Here is a 15,570-nt window from a genome sequence, read left to right as displayed (position 1 = left end):
CCTCGTCAGATGAAGAAGTCGGTGTTCTCGCGGCCGAGCATCACGGCGCCGAGGTTCTGGCCGAAACGGTCCACGTTGTTCGCGTAGTGCGCGCGGGCCGCATGCAGGTCGAGGAAGCGGCGCACCAGCGGATTGCGGTGATAGATGCCGTTGCCGCCCGCGTAGCGCAGCAGTGCGTTCGCGGCCTGCGCGCAGCGCTCGGCGACCTGCGCCGACTGATAGCGGAAATGCACGCGACGTTCGATCGACACGGCCGGGCCGCCGGTGACCGACGCCATCAGTTCCGCGAAATTGCGCTTGAGCAGCACCTGCATCTCGTCGATCGCGACGGCCGCGTTCGCGCATGCGTTCTGCGCGCCCGGATCGTCGGTCGTCTTCGCGCCGCTGTTGGCCGACACGCGCGTCGCCGCATAGCCGGTGAAATCGTCGAGCGCGCCCTGCAGCGCGCCGATGCACGACGTGCACACCGCGCGCACGAAGATCTGCGCGAACGGCAGCTTGAACAGCGGCGCATCGTTGACGGCCAGGCCCGGGCTCGTACCCATCATCCCGTCGATCGCCTTGTGCGTGCGGTACGCGGGCACGAACACGTCGTCGACGACGATGTCGTGGCTGCCCGTCGCGCGCAGGCCGAGCACGTCCCAGTCCTGCTGGATCCGGTAATCGGATTTCGGCAGCAGGAAGGTGCGGTATTCGGGCGGCTGGCCGGCTTCGGCCGGCGGCACCAGTGCGCCGAGGAACACCCATTCGCACAGTTCGCTGCCGCTCGAGAACTTCCAGTGGCCCGACAGGCGGAAGCCGCCGTCGACCGGCGTCACGCGGCCCACCGGCATGTAGGTCGACGCGATCAGCGTCGCCGGATCCTTGCCCCACACATCCTGCTGCGCGCGCTCGTCGAACAGCGCGAGCTGCCAGTTGTGCACGCCGACGACGCCGTACACCCACGCGGTCGACATGCAGCCGCGCGCGAGCGCCATCTGGATGTCGAAGAAGGCCTGCGGATCGAGCTCGTAGCCGCCGTAGCGCTTCGGCTGCAGCACCTTGAAGAAGCCGGCGGCCTGCATGTCGGCGATCGTCTCGGCCGGGATGCGGCCCTGCGCTTCCGCCTGCGCGGCGCGGCCGGCCAGCGTCGGCGCCAGCGCCTCGGCGCGGGCGATCAGCGTGGCGGCCAGTGCGTTCGAATCGTTGTCGCGATGCACGAATGTCTCCTGTGAAGCGGGTGATGCGCCGCGGCGCGTGCCCCGCTCTCGTTCAAAGTTGTTCGGCGCGGCCTGGCCGCGGGCGATGCTCGCCACCACCGATGGTCGGCTTCGCGCGACCGCGCCGCATCGTCCGACCGGACGGGACGACGGGCGCGGCCCGGTGCATCACGCGCAGGCGCGCTCCTTCTCCTTGTTGAAGAACGGGATCACGTGCTCGCCGATGTTGCGGATCGTCTCCATCTGCGCGTCGTGCGGCACCGTGCCCATCTGGCACAGGAACAGCACTTCGTCGACGCCGGCTTCCTGCAGGCGGCCGACATAGCCGATGCAGTCGTCCACCGTGCCGTACGCATGGTTCGGGTTCATCATCGCGAGCGCCGGGTCGGCGAAGTTCACGACGACTTCCTCCGACGCGAAGCGCGAGCGGATCACCATCTCGCCGGTATCGGCCTGCACGAGGTCGTCGCCCCACTTCGCCGGGTCCGGACGCTCGCCGCCCGTGTACCAGTACGCGAGCGATTCCATGAAATAGCGCTGGCCGCGGATGCCGATCTTGCGGGCGGCCTGGCCGTCGGCCATCACGACCGTCGGGCACAGCGCCGCGAGGTGCTGCGTCGGGCGGAAGCCGACCTGGTCTTCCGGCTTGCGGTTCGCCCACGCTTCGCGGTACACGGCGTTCTTCTTCGCGACTTCGTCGGGGCCGCCGAAACCGAGCACCAGCGCGCCCATCCCGCGCTGGCCGGCGCGCAGCAGCGCGTCGGTGTTCGTGCACGCGAGGTACATCGGCGGGTGCGGATCCTGGAACGGCTTCGGGTGGATCGGGCGCTTCGGAATCTTGATGTACTTGCCGTCGTGCTCGATCTCGTCCTGCACGAACATCTTCGGCACGAGGTACATCGATTCGTCGATCATCGGCTGCAGTTCGTTGAGGTCGTAGCCGAACGCGCCGGCTTCCTGCTGGCTGCCGCCCTTGCCGACGCCGAAGTGCACGCGGCCGCCGGACAGGATGTCGAGCAGCGCGACGCGCTCCGCGACCTTGATCGGGTGGTTCATCGCGGGCGGCAGGCACACGACGCCGTGGCCGAGCCCGATGCGCGTCGTGCGGCCGGCCAGGTACGCAAGGAAGGTTTCCGGCGCGCTCATGTGCGCATAGTTGGTCAGCGACGTGTGCTCCACGCACCAGATCGTGTCGAAGCCGACCTGCTCGGCAAGCAGCGCCTGCTCGACCGTTTCCTTGAACACCCGGTGGTCGCCCTCGCGCGATGCGTCGGTGGTCTGGGCTTCGTAGATGAGGGAAAACTTCATTGCGTGCGTCTCCATGGTTGTTGGACGAGTCGGGGTCGTGCAGCCCGCCCGCACGATACGGACGAAGCGCGACGGTCCACGAATGGAAGTGTCGGCGCGCCGGCTGGCGCGGGCATCATCTGTTCGGAGTAGCTACACGCCTGCGGGGACAGAGGGGTTTCACCGTCATCCAATCAGACTGCGTGGCGGCCGGAACGGCGCGCTAGCATCGAACGGCGGGCGCGTTGCGCGCGCCGACCAACGACAACGGAGAGAGGGAATGAAGGTATCGATGCTGCTGTATCCGGTCGCCGACATCGACACGGCGCTGCCGCTGTTCGTCGACGGGCTGGGCCTGAACGTGAAGTTCCGCGACGGCGACCGCTATTGCGCGCTCGACGGCGGCCCGCTGACGATCGCGCTGGTCGCGGGCGACGAGCAGATCGTCGAGCGCGCGGCGCTCACGCTGCGCGTGGACGAGGACGACGACCTGTATGCGGCGATGGCGCGGGTCGTGAAGGCCGGCGCGTCGGTGCGCGTGCCCGTGCAGGCCGGGCCGCACGAATACCGCGCGGTGCTGGAGGACAAGAACGGCGCGCTGCTCGTGATTTCGCAGAAACGGGCCGCATGACGGCACGCCGCGCGGGCGCCGGATACGGGCGCCTCGCGCAGGGTGAGTCCGCTAGGCGCCGGTGCCCGGTGCGCTCAGGTCGCTCGCTTCCAGCAATTCGAGCAGTGTGCGCGCCGGCTGGCTGAGCCGCTTCGCCGCCAGTGCGATGAATTCGATGTCGGGCAGCACGGGCAGCGCGTCGGCGTTGACCAGCGGCGCGAGCCCGCGCGTCGACAGATAGTGCGACGTCGCGGTCAGGCCGAGCCCGGCGCGCGCGGCCGCGATGCAGCCCGGCTGGCTGCTGCTCGAACACACGACTTCCCAGCCGATCCCCTTCTCAGCGAGCGCGTTCAGGACGATCGCGCGCGTCACGCTCGGCTCGGCGACCAGCACGAGCGGCAGCGGCCGCTCCGGATCGACGACGGTGCCCGGCCGCGCGACCCATTCGAGCCGCGTGCGCAACAGCGGCGTGCCGCGCCGCTCGCCGAGCCGCCGCTTGCCGATCATCAGGTCGAGCGCGCCCGCGTCCAGCCCTTCGTAGAGCCGGCTCGTCATGCCGGTGGTGATCTCGAGTGCGACGTCCGGGTGGGCCGCACGAAAGCCGGCGAGCACGTCCGGCAACGCGACGAGCGCGAGGTCGTCCGGCGCGCCGAGCCGCACCAGCCCTTTCAGCCGCGGCTTGCGGAACTGCGATTCCGCGCGGTTCAGCGCCTGCAGGATCACGTTCGCATGCACGAGCAGCGCCTCGCCGTCGGCCGTCATCGCGATCGAATGCGTGTCGCGCACGAACAGCCGCCGGCCGACGCTCTCTTCGAGACGACGGATGTGTTCGCTGACGCTCGACTGGTTGAGCCCGAGCTGCCGGCCCGCTTCGGTGAAGCTGCGGCAGTTCGTGACGGTCGCGAACGTGTTGAGCCAGACGGGATTGAGCATGGCGCATTGTCATCGGTATTAACGATGACAGTCAACGTCTTAAGGCGGCTTCCCGATGACCATCGGAATCGGTACCATCGTGCGCTTGAAGACCGGCAGGCGCCGCGCGACCGCGCACCGGCGCCACCCGCGCCGGGCTTTCGCACCACCGATTTCGCCATGTCCCGGGAACCCACACACTCCGCGCTGCTCTGGATCGTCGCCGCTGCATTCTTCATGCAGTCGCTCGACACGACGATCGTCAACACCGCGCTGCCTTCGATCGCACAAAGCCTGCACGCGTCGCCGCTCGCGATGCAGCCCGTCGTAGTCGTCTATACGCTGACGATGGCAATGCTCACGCCGGCGTCCGGCTGGCTGGCCGACCGGTTCGGCACGCGCCGCGTGTTCTCGCTCGCGATTCTCGTGTTCGTGCTCGCATCGATCGGCTGCGCGGCGTCGCATACGCTCGGCCAGCTCGTCGCCGCGCGCGCGCTGCAGGGCATCGGCGGCTCGATGCTGCTGCCGATCGGGCGGCTCGCCGTGCTGCGCCGCGTGCCGGGCGAACAGTACGTCGCGGCGATCGCGTTCGTGTCGATCGCCGGCCAGCTCGGGCCGATCGTCGGGCCGACGCTCGGCGGCTGGCTGACGCAGGCGATTTCGTGGCACTGGGTGTTCATCGTCAACGTGCCGGTCGGCGTGGTCGGCTTCCTCGCCGTGCAGCGCTACCTGCCGCACGACCAGGCGCAACAGCCGCCGCCGTTCGACTTCGTCGGCTGTGCGCTGCTGTCGGTCGCGATGATCGCGCTGTCGCTCGCGATCGACCCGCCGATGCCCGCGCATCGCGGCGCGTGGGCGGCCGGGCTTGCGGTGCTCGGGCTGGCGAGCGCGCTTGCGTATCTGCCGCACGCGCGGCGGCGCACGCAGCCGCTGTTCCGGCTCGGGCTGTTCCGCGAGCCGAACTTCGGTTCGGGGCTGCTCGGCAACCTGCTGTGCCGGATCGGCACGAGCTCGGTGCCGTTCATGCTGCCGCTGCTGATGCAGGTGCAGCTCGGCTATACGCCGCTGCAGTCGGGGATGATGATGCTGCCGGCCGCGATCGCGGGCGTCATCGCGAAACGCTGGATCGCGCCGCTCGTGAAGCGCTTCGGCTATGCGGCGTTCCTAGTCGTGAATACGGGGATCGTCGGGTGCGCGATCGCGGGGTTCGCGCTGGTGTCGGCGCGACCCGCGCCGGTGCTGGAAGGCGCGCTGCTGATCGTGTTCGGCGCCGCGAACTCGATGCAGTTCGCGGCAATGAACGGCGTGACGCTGAAGGGGCTGTCGCATGCCGACGCCGGCAGCGGCAACAGCCTGTTCACGATGATGCAGATGCTGGCGATGGGGCTCGGCGTGTCGATCGGCGGCGGCCTCGTCAACCTGTTTGCCGCCTATTGGGGCTCGATGGCGCACGGATTCATGCTGTCGTTCACGTGCATGGGCGTGGTCACGCTGTTGTCGTCCGTCGTGTTCCGGCGGATCGATACGGCCGCGCCGCCGGCCAGTGCGGCAGCGCGCCCGTCCGCGTGAGCGCGGTCGTCAGTTCGCCGGGCGGCGCTCGACGACGCGCTTGAGCACCCAGCGGATCGACGAGCCGTCGGCCGGCGGCTGCGCGACGCGGTATTCGTCGATTTCGAGCGTGTACAGGTAGCCGGGCTGGTACGCGAAGCCTTCGATGCCGGCGTACCACAGGCTCCACGGCTCGTTCGGGCTGTTGCGCACCTGCAGGCACTCCATCGGCGCGACGCCCGTGCAGCGCGCGGATTGCGGCGCGACATAGACGGTCCTGGTCACCGGCTTGCTGTCGGCCGGGCGCACCGTGTTCGGCGACGTGGCGACTGCGTCGGTCTGGCATCCGGCGAGGAGCGTGCTGCCGGCAATGACGGCCGCGCCGAGCAGCGTTCTGGATTGGCGAATCATCTGATGTTCCTCAGGAAGCGTTGGAGGGCCGATTAGAGGCCCCCGCGGCGGGAAAGTTCACAAACAGCTTACAGAAATCGTTCCGCCACGTTCATTCGTGGGATGTCGCGCGCGCGCCGATGCGTTACCGTGATCCGGTTCAGCCGCGCGCATCGTCGCCGGCGGCTCGCCCGTGCACACCGGGCGACGGGGCCTGTTCACACCCTGTCGACCCGGTGGCCGAAACAGGAGACAACCCGAATGACCACGGCGCCCGCGGCCCTGCCGCCGCATCTTGCCCAATCGAAACTGACGCTCGAGCAGTTCGACGCATTGCTCACGACGATCTACGAAGGCCCGCTCGAAGACGTGCCGTGGGGCGGCGCGCTGGAACAGATCCGCCTCCACCTGCACGCGAACTACGTGACGATGATCCTGCGCTGGCCCGCCAGCGGCCATGCGGGGCTGATGATCAACGCGTCCGAGCACAACGCGCCGCTGCCGGGCGTCGCGTCGTACAACACCTACTACTACGCGCTCGATCCGTTCGTGAACCTGCCGAGCGATCGCGTCGTCACCGTCGACGAGCTGCTCGGCGTCGGCGTCTGGCGCTCGAGCGCGATGTATCGCGAGTTTCTCGAGCCGTTCGACGTCGGGTACCTGATGGGTGCGGACCTGCGCACGTCCGACGGCATCGAGTGCCGTTTCCGCGTGTGCCGCTCGCATCGCGGCCGCGCATTTTCGGCGACCGACAAGGCCGTCTGCAACGCACTGCTGCCGCACCTGAAACGCGCGGTGCGGCTGCACGCGAAGTTCGGGATGGTCGAATCCGAGCGCACGCTGTACGCGAGCACGATCGACCGCATGCTCGTCGCCACCGCGATCCTCGACGAGCGCGGCGCGATCATGAAGACCAATTGCGTCGCGGACGAGATCTTCGCCGAATGCGACGGCCTGCGCGTGCGCGGCGACACGCTCGAAGCGTCGTATCCGCTGGAGGATCGCAAGCTGCAGAAGCTGATCCGGCAGGTGCTCGCGGAGCGCGCGGGCGGCGCGCCGTCGGTCGCGCAGGCGATCGCCGTGCCGCGCCCGTCCGGCAAGCCGCCGCTCGGCGTGCTGATCCGCGCGGTGCCGCTCAGCGAATGGTCGGAGGACAATCCGCGCCGGCCGGCGTGCGCGATCTTCATCCGCGATGCCGAGCGCAAGTCGCAGGCGTCGCACGACATCGTGCGCAAGCTGTTCGACCTCACGCCGGCCGAAACCGCGCTGGCGCTCGCGCTCGTCAACGGGCAGACGCTCGAGGAAGCGGCCGACGAACTCGCGATCAGCAAGAACACCGCACGCTCGCATTTGCGCGCGATTTTTTCGAAGACCGGCGTCACGCGGCAGGCGACGCTCGTCAGGACGTTGCTGAACAGCGTGCTGTCGCTGGGGTGATGCTTTCGTGACGACGGCCCCGCCATCGAATCCGCCTAGTCCGTTTCAACGTCGAAGCCCCGGCGCTTGCCGCCTAACCTGTCTCTTCACCCAGCGCCCCAGGAGACAGGCATGGAAAGCTTCGCAGGAAAAGTCGCCGTCGTGACCGGCGCGGCGACCGGCATCGGACGACAGGCCGCACTGTGCTTCGCCGAAGCCGGTGCGCGGGTCGCGCTGCTGGACACCGTCGTGTCCGCTGCCGAAGACGTCGCGCACGCGATCGAGTGCACCGGCGCGAAGGCGATCGTGCTGCGCACCGACGTATCGCGCGCCGACGACGTGCGCGATGCGATCGACACGACGGTCGCCACGTTCGGCCGCCTCGACATCGCGTTCAACAACGCAGGCATCGCGCCTCGCGGCGCGCCCGTCGCCGAATTCGACGAGGACGAATGGGATCGCACGATCGCCGTGAACCTGAAAGGCGTGTGGCTGTGCATGAAACATGAATGCCGGCACATGCTGTCATTCGGCGGCGGTGCGATCGTCAACACGTCGTCGATCATGGGGCTCGTCAGCGGGCCCGGGCTCTCCGCATATTCGGCATCGAAGAGCGGTGTCATCGGCCTCACGAAATCGGTGGCAATCGACTATGCGAGCCGCGGCATCCGCGTGAATGCGGTATGCCCCGGCGGCATCGCCCATACCGCGATCACCGACCGCCCGGAAAACCGCGACGACATGGCACGACTGACGCAGGCGACGCCGATGGCGCGGCTCGGCGAGCCGCGCGACATCGCGGAAACGGTGATGTGGCTGTGCTCGCCCGCCGCGCGCTTCGTCACCGGTCAGGCGATCGCCGTCGACGGCGGATTCACCGTGTGGTGATCGTGTACCATCGGCGCTTCCCGATACGCTTGATCGCGCTGCGTTCGTCTGCCCGATCACGCGCGCACGATCCGCACACCGCACCCCGCTTCGCATGACCTCACCCGTTCCGTCCGACACCGCGCTGCGCCCGCTGCCGATCGATGCACTCACCGTGCCGGCCGCGCTCGACGGACGCACGGGCACCAACCGCTCGAACAGCGCGCATCCGCAGATTGCCGCGACCAACGACCTCGACGCGGTGCGCGCCTGGCTCGCCCGTTTCGTCGATACGCCGACCACGTTCCAGAACTATCGCAAGGAAGCCGAACGCCTGCTGCTGTGGGCCGTGATCGCGTGCGGCAAGCCGCTGTCGTCGCTCACGCACGAGGATCTCGTCGTCTATCGGCAGTTCCTGCTCGCGCCCTCGCCGGCCGAGCTGTGGTGCGCGAACGGCGGGCGCAAGCATCCGCGCGACGATCCGCGCTGGCGGCCGTTCTATGGGCCGCTGTCGGCAGCCAGCCAGCGGCAGGCATTGGTGATCCTGAACGTGATGTTCTCTTGGCTCGTGCAGGCCGGCTATCTCGCCGGCAATCCGCTCGCGTTGTCGCGCCAGCGGCAGCGCCGGCCCGCGCCGCGCGTCACGCGCCATCTCGGGCAACCGCTGTGGCAGTCGGTCAAGGACGCGATCGCCGCGATGCCGCGCGACGACGCGCGAGCAGGCTTCCATGCGGATCGTGCGCGCTGGCTGTTCACGCTGCTGTATCTCGGCGGGCTGCGCATCACCGAAGCGGCCGACACGACGATGGGCCAGTTCTTCTGTCGGCGCGACGCGGACGGGCGCGACCGCTGGTGGCTCGACGTGACGGGCAAAGGCGGCCGGCAGCGGCTCGTGCCGGCCACCGACGAGATGATGGCCGAGCTGTCGCGCTACCGGCGCGCACACGGCCTGCCCGCGTTGCCGTCCGATGGCGAGCCCACGCCGCTCGTGCTGCCGGTCGGCCACGCACGCAAGCCGCTCACGCGCGCAGCGCTGCACCGGATCGTGAAGCAGGTGTTCCGGCACGCGGCCGACCGGCTGCGCGCGAACGGCGAAGCCGGCGAGCAGCCGGCACGCGTGCTCGAACAGGCGTCCGCGCACTGGCTGCGCCACAGCGCGGGCTCGCACATGGCCGACGGCCGCGTCGACCTGCGGCTCGTGCGCGACAACCTCGGCCACGTGTCGCTCACGACGACGAGCCAGTACCTGCACGCGGACGACGACTGGCGGCATCGCGAGACGGAGGAGAAGCACCGGATCGGGTGGTAGCCGCGCACCGGTCTGATCGATCCCGGCTCGCGCCATGCGCGCACTCAGTGAGCGAGTTCGAGTCCGCCCAGCCCGCCGTTGCCGCGGCATTTCGCGCGGTCGCTTTCGACCGGCACGTCGATCTGCCCGCACAGCACGTCGATGCGCTTGCGGTAGCTGTCGATCAGGCACTGCGTCGTCGTGCAGCGGTTGCGCGCTTTCAGCCACGCCTTCTGGCTGGCGACGAACTGGTGATATTCGGGCGGATCCTCGACCGGGTAGTTGGCGAAGTCATCCACGACGTGCTGGTAGTCCGCGTTGAGCGCATCGTCGAGACGCGACAACGCCGGATTGGTGCAGATTTCGCGCTCCACGAACGTGGATGCTTTCGCGCAGTTGAACGACGCGGCGTGCGCGCCGGTCATGCCGGCCGCGACGGCCAGCGCAACGAGCCATGCTTTCATGTGGGTGCCGTAACGAAGAAAGCGGCGGCCGCGGATCGGCTCGCCGTGACGGGCGAACGGAAATGCCCGTCGCCGGGATCCGGCAGCTTAGGTCAACGCGCGTCGCAATTCAATACGCGGCTCGGCCCCCGCACCGCACGCCACCTCACGTCCCGTGCGCTCAGTACACGCCCACCCAGTGCCCGGGCACCCACGCCCAGTGATTGCCGGCCCACCGGTAATGCCCCTTCGCCCAGCGATAGCCCGGCGCAGGCATCGGCGGCGGCACCTCGACGACCGGCGCCGGCTGAGGCGGCCGCACGGGTTCGACCACGCATGCGGACATCAGCGCCGCACTGGCCGTCACCAGCATGGCGAGCGAAACGGATCGGATCTTCATCATCCTGCATTCTCCCTTTTGTGTAGTGAATGAATGCGTTGCCGACGCGGCAACGCCGCGCGTCACGCGGTTCCGCGAATCAGCCCGCTCATCGGCCGCGTCGCGCCGCTTTCCGCGAACAGCGCGGACGCGGTGCGATGCGGATCGAGCCGCAGGCTATCGGCGGCGGCGCCCGAGATCAGCGCGTCGAGCGACGCGGTCGGTTTCAGGTCGCGTCCTTCGTACAGGTCGCCCGGCCGCAAACCCGGCCAATCGGCGATCACGCGGCCGCCGGCGACCGCGCCGCCCGCCAGCATCGCGACGGATGCCTGCCCGTGATCGGTGCCGCCCGTGCCGTTCGCAGCGGCCGTGCGGCCGAACTCGGTCGCGACCAGCACCGTGGTCTGCTGCCACGCGGGCCCGAGGCCGTCGCGCAGCGCGGCGAGCATCGTATCGAGTGCTTTCAGCTGATTCGCGAGCCGTGCGTTCTGCGCGCTGTGCGTGTCCCAGCCGCCGGTCTCGATCATCGCGATGCGCGGGCCGTCGTCGCGCGCGAGGAAGGTCGCGGCGAGCTTGCCGACACCGGCCGGATCCTGCCGCGCATGCGCATCGCCGGCGAGGCCGCGCGCATCCATCGCCGACTGCCACAACGGGCCGAGCTGCGCGTCGGCCTCGTAGAGTGCCGACACGCGCGCGAGCAGGTCGTCCGGCGCGGCGGGCAACCCGGACGGCGCGTACGACGCGGCCTGCACGGTGCCGCGCAACGCGAGCGGCACGGTCGGCGCGAATGCGATCGCGTTTTCACGCGTGGCCGGCAGCAGCGCGGCCAGCCGGTTCAGCCAGCCGTCCTTCACCTGATACGGCGAGCGCCCGCCCGTCTCGAGCACGTTCTGGCCGTCGAAATGCGAGCGGTCGCGATACGGCGATGCAATCGCATGAACGAACAGCGCCTGCCCGTCGCGGTACAACTGCGCGGTCTGCACGAGCGACGGATGCAGCGCGAACGTGCTGTCGAGCCGCGTCGCGGCCGCCGTGTCGATCGCAAGCGGGCCGCGCAGCGACGCATACGCGGGTTCGGCATACGGGACGACGATGTTCAGGCCATCGGCCGCGCCACGCTGGATCACGAACACGAAGCGCCGATCGGTTTCGACGTTCGCGAACACGATCCGCGGCGCGACGAGCATCGCGCCTGCGCCGGCCGCGGCCACGCTCAGGAATTGTCGGCGGGTCAGTGCCATGGTCATCTCCGTTGGAAGTCAGGCGATACGAGCAGCAGCGCGAGCGACGTGGTCGCGCTTTCGGCGCGCGACAGCGCGGTCGCCGTCGGCGTGCTCAACGAACCGGCGAGCAGCGTGTTGCCGAGCGCGCGCGGATCGAGCCGGTCGCCCGTGCGCGCGGCCAGCCGTTGCGCAAGCTCGACGCGGCGCACGAGCGCGTCGGGCGCGGCCCAGCTCGCGGCAACGTCGTCGTAACCGGCCGGCGAGCCGGGCCGCCACACCGGCTGGCCGAGCTGCGTGAGCAGCGGCGCGGCCTTCAGGTCGCCCGTGTCGTGCCAGCCGAGCCCGCGCAGCGACGACACGGCCCACTCCCACGGCGTCTTGAACTTGCGGTTGACCGGCGACCACGCATCGGGCGCCTCGACGAGCGCGCGATAAACGGTCGGCAGATCGCCGCCGCTTGCGTCGAACGCGCGGGCCAGCCGGTCGGTCAGCGCGGGCGGCGGATTGTCGGCGACGAAATGACGGGCCAGCTGGAACGCGATATGCCGGCCGGTCGCCTCCGAATGCGCGAGGTCATGCAGGATCGCGCGCGCCTGCGCTTCGCCGGGCTGGTCGTAGTTGCGACCCATCACGGTACGCACGCCGGGCTCGTGCAGTTGCGGGCGAAACACGAACGCGCCGGGCGCCGCATCGCCGGGCTGTGGGCCACGCCCGCCGGCGATGCTCCAGCCGGTCAGCGCGCGTGCGAATTCCGTCACGTCGGCCTGCGTGTAACCCGTCCGTACGCCAAGCGTGTGCAGTTCCATGATTTCGCGCGCGAGATTCTCGTTGAGCCCGCGTTTCGCCGACGGATTGCGTGCTTCGGTACGCAGCGCGGCCGGGCTGTCGGGGCCGACCGAGCGCGCCTGGTCGAGAAAGAGCTGCATCGCGGGATGCTGCTCGACGGCAACCAGCATGTCCTCGAAACGGCCCAGCACATGCGGGCGGATCGCGTCGCGTTCGAACGCGCCCGCGTAGGCCGCCACCGGCCCCTTGTCGACCGATACCGCGAAATGGTTCGCCCAGAAATGCACGAGCCGCTCGACGAACGGTGCCGGGGTGATCAGTGCACTATTCAGCCGCGCGACGACGGCGCTGCGATACGTGTCGTTGCCGTCGCGCCGGATCGATTGCTCGGTCGCGCGCTTCGTTGCCGGATCGTTACCGGTCATCGCGTTGCGCGCGTTCGCGAAGCGCGTCGCGAGCGCGACCGCGTCGGGCTCGCCGGCCCACGCGGCCGGCCGCGCGTCGTAGCGGTCGAATTGCGCGACGAGCGCCGCCTTCGGGTCGGCAGGCGGCGCTTCGTCGGCCCGCGCGCCGAGACCGAAACGGTTCAGCGCGATGGCGGCCGGTGTGATGTCGTTCGGGTGGTCCATGACGGGGCTCTCGCAATGCGTACCCGTGTTTAACGTCGGTCGGCGGAAAATCCGTCGCCGGGACGACGAATATTTCTGATGCGTCGCGCGGCTTCGAATGCGTGCGTGCTGCCGCTTGAATTCCCGTCGCGGATTCGGCTGAAGAATGCAGCAAATCGGCGGATCGCTCAGCCGCGGTAGCGGGGTCCCGTGTCGCTGCGAAGGACCGGCAAATTTCGAAATTCGGCCAAAGGGCTTTCATTGGCCTGACCGGCATGAATCCCGTCGGAAGGCACAGCGGCCGCAGCCGCCCAGGCGCTTGCCGTTCCCGGAAAGCCACCTAGACTCAATGGAATGTCTCGCCCCAAAGCAAGAATTCGGTAAAACCGGAGACTGACCATGACCAAGCTGCTCGCCATCCTCCTGCTGACTCCCGCTATCGCTTTTGCCGATCAATCGGCATTTCCCGAAGGTGCCACCACGCCTGCCGCATCGGACCTCCAGCAACGTCTCGCGGGCAAGGCATTCGACATCAAACTGGCGGACGGTACCCAGTGGCATGTCCAGTACGGCAATAGTGGCGACTACGATTTCAAGTCGAGCCAGGGGTTTGCCGATCACGGCGACTGGAACGCCGAGGACGGCAAGATCTGCAGCAAGGGCCGCAAGATCCCGTACTCGTGCAACGACGTTCGCGTGAAGGGCGACGACCTCTATCTCAAGCGCGACAACGGCGAAATCATCCAGTTTGTCGAATCGCATTGAGCGCCGTGCGTCGCGACGATGACGACGGTTCGAGCCGCCGCGGCTCGGCACGCATCGCTTCGACGTGGCGCCACTACATTGACCAGGAGAAGCCGCCGCACTCCGGCCAGCCACGGCCGAATGCGCCGGCCATAGCTACGATGCCCCCTCTTCCCGTCAGCTTGCGCGCGCGATTTCGATGCTTCGGTCCGATGCGCCCGCGTTCGCGCTGGACCACCGCGTGGCTGCTTGCCGTCGCATTGATGCTGCACGGCTATCCCGCTCACGCGCAGAACCAGCCCAGGGTCGTCGACATCCCGACCCGTCCCGGCGTCACGCAGCGGTTTCTCTTCATCGCACCGGACGCGCCGAAGGCCGCGGCCATTCTTTATGCCGGCGGACACGGCGGGTTGCAACTGGATCCGTCCGGTCGGTTCGGATGGGGTGCAGGCAACTTTCTCGTCCGTACCCGGCAGCTGTTCGTGAACGACGGCATCGCCGTCGCGGTCATCGACGCACCGAGCGACCGGCAATCCGCGCCCTACCTCAACGGCTTTCGACTCTCGAAGGAACACGCCGACGACTCGCGCGCGGTAATCGCCTGGTTGCGGGAACAACTGCATGTACCGGTCTGGCTGGTCGGGACGAGCCGCGGCACGCAATCCGCTGCGGCCATTGCGATCGCGCTGGCCGGCGGCGGCGGGCCCGACGGTCTCGTGCTGACGTCGACCATCCTTCGCGAAGATCGGGGAGGTACCGCCGTCACGGACATGAATCTGGCCAGCCTCAGGATTCCGGTGCTCGTCGTGCACCACGAGAAAGACGGCTGCAGGAATTGTCCGGTATCCGAAACGGATACGCTGATGAAGAAACTGGACCAGTCTCCGAAGGCCGACCTGATGATCGTGTCGGGCGGCACGTCCCGGGGCGATCCGTGCGAAGCGTTTGCCTATCACGGCTTCAACGGTCTGGAAAGCGGCGTGGTCGACGCAATCTCCGCGTGGATGCTTGCTCGTTGAACGCGCCCGCCGCGTGACGGGGTGCGCTTGCGTTGCGATCCTTCGCTGAAGCGTGCCTGCAAGCAAGCATTGCCGACCGGCCTTCCGCGTGCGCGTTGCGCATCACCGAAAGAGCACGCCGCCGCGCGTCACCCGCGCGGCGTTTCCTGAATGACTGACTGACTTACTTGCTCGCCGCGTCGCCCTGCTTCTTCTGCAACTTCGGCGGCAACCGCCAGTTACCGCTACGTCGCAACCCGTCGACGAACTTCGCGCGTTCGTCCGGCGTCAGCGTCGCCGCGAAATCGACGACGCTGCGCTCGACCTGCGTACGCAGCGCGGTATCGGCCGCACGCGTGCGGTCGAGCGCGGCGTCGATCGCCGTGCGATCGAGTTGCGGCGCGGCGAGCAGATCCAGCACGGTGATCCGGTCGTCCCGCCCTTCCCGCGCGAAATCGCGGCCGTCCTTGCGCGCCGCCTTCAGTGCCGCGGCGAATTCCTGCTGGCGCGTGTCCGGCAATTCGTCCGCGGCGAAACGCAATGCGGTGCGCGACGCAGGGGCGCCCGCGGCCCGCAGGTCACGATGCGTCGAAAACCACTGATACGCACCGCCGCCGATCGCACCGAGCATGAACACGTTCAGCACGACCGAACCGACGAGGATGAATTTCCAGCCACGCTCACTCATTCATCGCTCCAGTCCACGCTCGGCCCGCCGAACGTCGTTGTCAGATAGCCCGGCTCATGCGAAGGCGGCACGCTGCCGAGCATCAGCATCGACACGGCCACCGCGCCCGCGAGCGCGCCGGCCAGGCCCACGCCCGCGAAGGCCGCGCCCGACCACCACACGGCACCGCGCCGCCGCGCGCGCC

Annotated in this window: 16 protein-coding genes and 1 pseudogene; 7 read left to right on the top strand and 10 right to left on the bottom strand. The window is 68.7% G+C overall.

Annotated elements, in window-relative coordinates; translation table 11 throughout:
* Positions 1-5 precede the first annotated feature (5 nt).
* Both BDI24065_RS17585 and BDI24065_RS17580 read right to left on the bottom strand, forming a co-directional pair.
* A complete protein-coding gene (locus tag BDI24065_RS17585) occupies positions 6-1,199 on the bottom strand; it encodes an acyl-CoA dehydrogenase family protein (protein WP_175032349.1) in 1,194 nt (397 codons plus the stop codon).
* A gap of 168 nt (positions 1,200-1,367) precedes the next feature.
* Entirely contained in the window at positions 1,368-2,507 is a 1,140-nt protein-coding gene (locus tag BDI24065_RS17580) for an LLM class flavin-dependent oxidoreductase (protein ID WP_039350902.1), read from the bottom strand.
* Positions 2,508-2,766: 259 nt separating this feature from the next.
* Between BDI24065_RS17580 and BDI24065_RS17575 the strand changes: the two genes are divergently transcribed.
* The gene (locus tag BDI24065_RS17575) at positions 2,767-3,117 is read left to right on the top strand and encodes a VOC family protein (protein ID WP_043190962.1); all 351 of its coding nucleotides are present in this window, start codon (positions 2,767-2,769) and stop codon (positions 3,115-3,117) included.
* A gap of 51 nt (positions 3,118-3,168) precedes the next feature.
* On the opposite strand, the gene BDI24065_RS17570 is transcribed toward BDI24065_RS17575, so the two are convergent.
* Positions 3,169-4,029 carry a LysR family transcriptional regulator gene (locus tag BDI24065_RS17570; RefSeq protein WP_175032348.1) on the bottom strand — a complete coding sequence of 287 codons (861 nt, stop codon included), beginning with the start codon at positions 4,027-4,029 and terminating at the stop codon, positions 3,169-3,171.
* 159 nt (positions 4,030-4,188) lie between these two features.
* Between BDI24065_RS17570 and BDI24065_RS17565 the strand changes: the two genes are divergently transcribed.
* Positions 4,189-5,577 (top strand): DHA2 family efflux MFS transporter permease subunit, encoded by a 1,389-nt coding sequence (locus BDI24065_RS17565; protein ID WP_175032347.1) that lies wholly within the window; start codon positions 4,189-4,191, stop codon positions 5,575-5,577.
* Positions 5,578-5,586: 9 nt separating this feature from the next.
* Here BDI24065_RS17565 and BDI24065_RS17560 read toward each other — a convergent pair whose 3' ends face one another.
* On the bottom strand, positions 5,587-5,967 hold the full coding sequence (locus tag BDI24065_RS17560; protein WP_175032346.1) for a DUF4377 domain-containing protein: 381 nt from the start codon (positions 5,965-5,967) through the stop codon (positions 5,587-5,589).
* Positions 5,968-6,207: 240 nt separating this feature from the next.
* Between BDI24065_RS17560 and BDI24065_RS17555 the strand changes: the two genes are divergently transcribed.
* The 3 genes from BDI24065_RS17555 to BDI24065_RS17545 all read left to right on the top strand — a co-directional run bounded on the left by BDI24065_RS17555 (position 6,208) and on the right by BDI24065_RS17545 (position 9,538).
* Entirely contained in the window at positions 6,208-7,383 is a 1,176-nt protein-coding gene (locus BDI24065_RS17555) for a helix-turn-helix transcriptional regulator (RefSeq protein ID WP_175032345.1), read from the top strand.
* A 111-nt stretch (positions 7,384-7,494) separates the two neighbouring features.
* A complete protein-coding gene (locus BDI24065_RS17550; RefSeq protein ID WP_175032344.1) occupies positions 7,495-8,250 on the top strand; it encodes an SDR family NAD(P)-dependent oxidoreductase in 756 nt (251 codons plus the stop codon).
* Between the two features lie 94 nt (positions 8,251-8,344).
* Positions 8,345-9,538 (top strand): tyrosine-type recombinase/integrase, encoded by a 1,194-nt coding sequence (locus BDI24065_RS17545; protein ID WP_175032343.1) that lies wholly within the window; start codon positions 8,345-8,347, stop codon positions 9,536-9,538.
* A 44-nt stretch (positions 9,539-9,582) separates the two neighbouring features.
* Here BDI24065_RS17545 and BDI24065_RS17540 read toward each other — a convergent pair whose 3' ends face one another.
* The 4 genes from BDI24065_RS17540 to BDI24065_RS17525 all read right to left on the bottom strand — a co-directional run bounded on the left by BDI24065_RS17540 (position 9,583) and on the right by BDI24065_RS17525 (position 12,977).
* A complete protein-coding gene (locus BDI24065_RS17540; protein ID WP_175032342.1) occupies positions 9,583-9,981 on the bottom strand; it encodes a lysozyme inhibitor LprI family protein in 399 nt (132 codons plus the stop codon).
* Positions 9,982-10,141: 160 nt separating this feature from the next.
* Entirely contained in the window at positions 10,142-10,360 is a 219-nt protein-coding gene (locus tag BDI24065_RS17535) for a YXWGXW repeat-containing protein (RefSeq protein ID WP_041493558.1), read from the bottom strand.
* Between the two features lie 62 nt (positions 10,361-10,422).
* On the bottom strand, positions 10,423-11,586 hold the full coding sequence (locus BDI24065_RS17530) for a DUF1501 domain-containing protein (RefSeq protein WP_175032341.1): 1,164 nt from the start codon (positions 11,584-11,586) through the stop codon (positions 10,423-10,425).
* The gene (locus BDI24065_RS17525; RefSeq protein ID WP_175032340.1) at positions 11,583-12,977 is read right to left on the bottom strand and encodes a DUF1800 domain-containing protein; all 1,395 of its coding nucleotides are present in this window, start codon (positions 12,975-12,977) and stop codon (positions 11,583-11,585) included. Before BDI24065_RS17525 ends, BDI24065_RS17530 begins: the two co-directional genes overlap by 4 nt.
* A gap of 378 nt (positions 12,978-13,355) precedes the next feature.
* Here BDI24065_RS17525 and BDI24065_RS17520 point away from each other — a divergent pair, with 378 nt between their 5' ends.
* Together BDI24065_RS17520 and BDI24065_RS17515 are read left to right on the top strand one after the other, a co-directional pair.
* Positions 13,356-13,721 carry a hypothetical protein gene (locus tag BDI24065_RS17520; RefSeq protein ID WP_175032339.1) on the top strand — a complete coding sequence of 122 codons (366 nt, stop codon included), beginning with the start codon at positions 13,356-13,358 and terminating at the stop codon, positions 13,719-13,721.
* A gap of 242 nt (positions 13,722-13,963) precedes the next feature.
* Positions 13,964-14,719, top strand: a complete 756-nt coding sequence (locus BDI24065_RS17515; RefSeq protein WP_254609784.1) for an alpha/beta hydrolase — start codon at positions 13,964-13,966, stop codon at positions 14,717-14,719.
* 163 nt (positions 14,720-14,882) lie between these two features.
* On the opposite strand, the gene BDI24065_RS17510 is transcribed toward BDI24065_RS17515, so the two are convergent.
* Together BDI24065_RS17510 and BDI24065_RS17505 are read right to left on the bottom strand one after the other, a co-directional pair.
* A complete protein-coding gene (locus BDI24065_RS17510) occupies positions 14,883-15,386 on the bottom strand; it encodes a periplasmic heavy metal sensor (RefSeq protein WP_175011888.1) in 504 nt (167 codons plus the stop codon).
* Positions 15,383-15,570: pseudogene (locus tag BDI24065_RS17505) on the bottom strand (hypothetical protein); the annotation flags it as partial. The pseudogene BDI24065_RS17505 and the gene BDI24065_RS17510, both read right to left, overlap by 4 nt.

Origin of the sequence: Burkholderia lata (assembly GCF_902499025.1) — a bacterium.
GTDB classification, from domain to species: Bacteria; Pseudomonadota; Gammaproteobacteria; order Burkholderiales; family Burkholderiaceae; genus Burkholderia; species Burkholderia lata_C.
This window is presented reverse-complemented; position numbering and strand designations above follow the sequence as displayed.

Coding starts and splice junctions, on each gene's coding strand:
- BDI24065_RS17580 (WP_039350902.1), bottom strand. CDS start 2,507: ATGAAGTTTTCCCTCATCTACGAAGCCCAGACCACCGACGCATCGCGC.
- BDI24065_RS17575 (WP_043190962.1), top strand. CDS start 2,767: ATGAAGGTATCGATGCTGCTGTATCCGGTCGCCGACATCGACACGGCG.
- BDI24065_RS17570 (WP_175032348.1), bottom strand. CDS start 4,029: ATGCTCAATCCCGTCTGGCTCAACACGTTCGCGACCGTCACGAACTGC.
- BDI24065_RS17565 (WP_175032347.1), top strand. CDS start 4,189: ATGTCCCGGGAACCCACACACTCCGCGCTGCTCTGGATCGTCGCCGCT.
- BDI24065_RS17560 (WP_175032346.1), bottom strand. CDS start 5,967: ATGATTCGCCAATCCAGAACGCTGCTCGGCGCGGCCGTCATTGCCGGC.
- BDI24065_RS17555 (WP_175032345.1), top strand. CDS start 6,208: ATGACCACGGCGCCCGCGGCCCTGCCGCCGCATCTTGCCCAATCGAAA.
- BDI24065_RS17550 (WP_175032344.1), top strand. CDS start 7,495: ATGGAAAGCTTCGCAGGAAAAGTCGCCGTCGTGACCGGCGCGGCGACC.
- BDI24065_RS17545 (WP_175032343.1), top strand. CDS start 8,345: ATGACCTCACCCGTTCCGTCCGACACCGCGCTGCGCCCGCTGCCGATC.
- BDI24065_RS17540 (WP_175032342.1), bottom strand. CDS start 9,981: ATGAAAGCATGGCTCGTTGCGCTGGCCGTCGCGGCCGGCATGACCGGC.
- BDI24065_RS17535 (WP_041493558.1), bottom strand. CDS start 10,360: ATGAAGATCCGATCCGTTTCGCTCGCCATGCTGGTGACGGCCAGTGCG.
- BDI24065_RS17530 (WP_175032341.1), bottom strand. CDS start 11,586: ATGACCATGGCACTGACCCGCCGACAATTCCTGAGCGTGGCCGCGGCC.
- BDI24065_RS17525 (WP_175032340.1), bottom strand. CDS start 12,977: ATGGACCACCCGAACGACATCACACCGGCCGCCATCGCGCTGAACCGT.
- BDI24065_RS17520 (WP_175032339.1), top strand. CDS start 13,356: ATGACCAAGCTGCTCGCCATCCTCCTGCTGACTCCCGCTATCGCTTTT.
- BDI24065_RS17515 (WP_254609784.1), top strand. CDS start 13,964: ATGCTGCACGGCTATCCCGCTCACGCGCAGAACCAGCCCAGGGTCGTC.
- BDI24065_RS17510 (WP_175011888.1), bottom strand. CDS start 15,386: ATGAGTGAGCGTGGCTGGAAATTCATCCTCGTCGGTTCGGTCGTGCTG.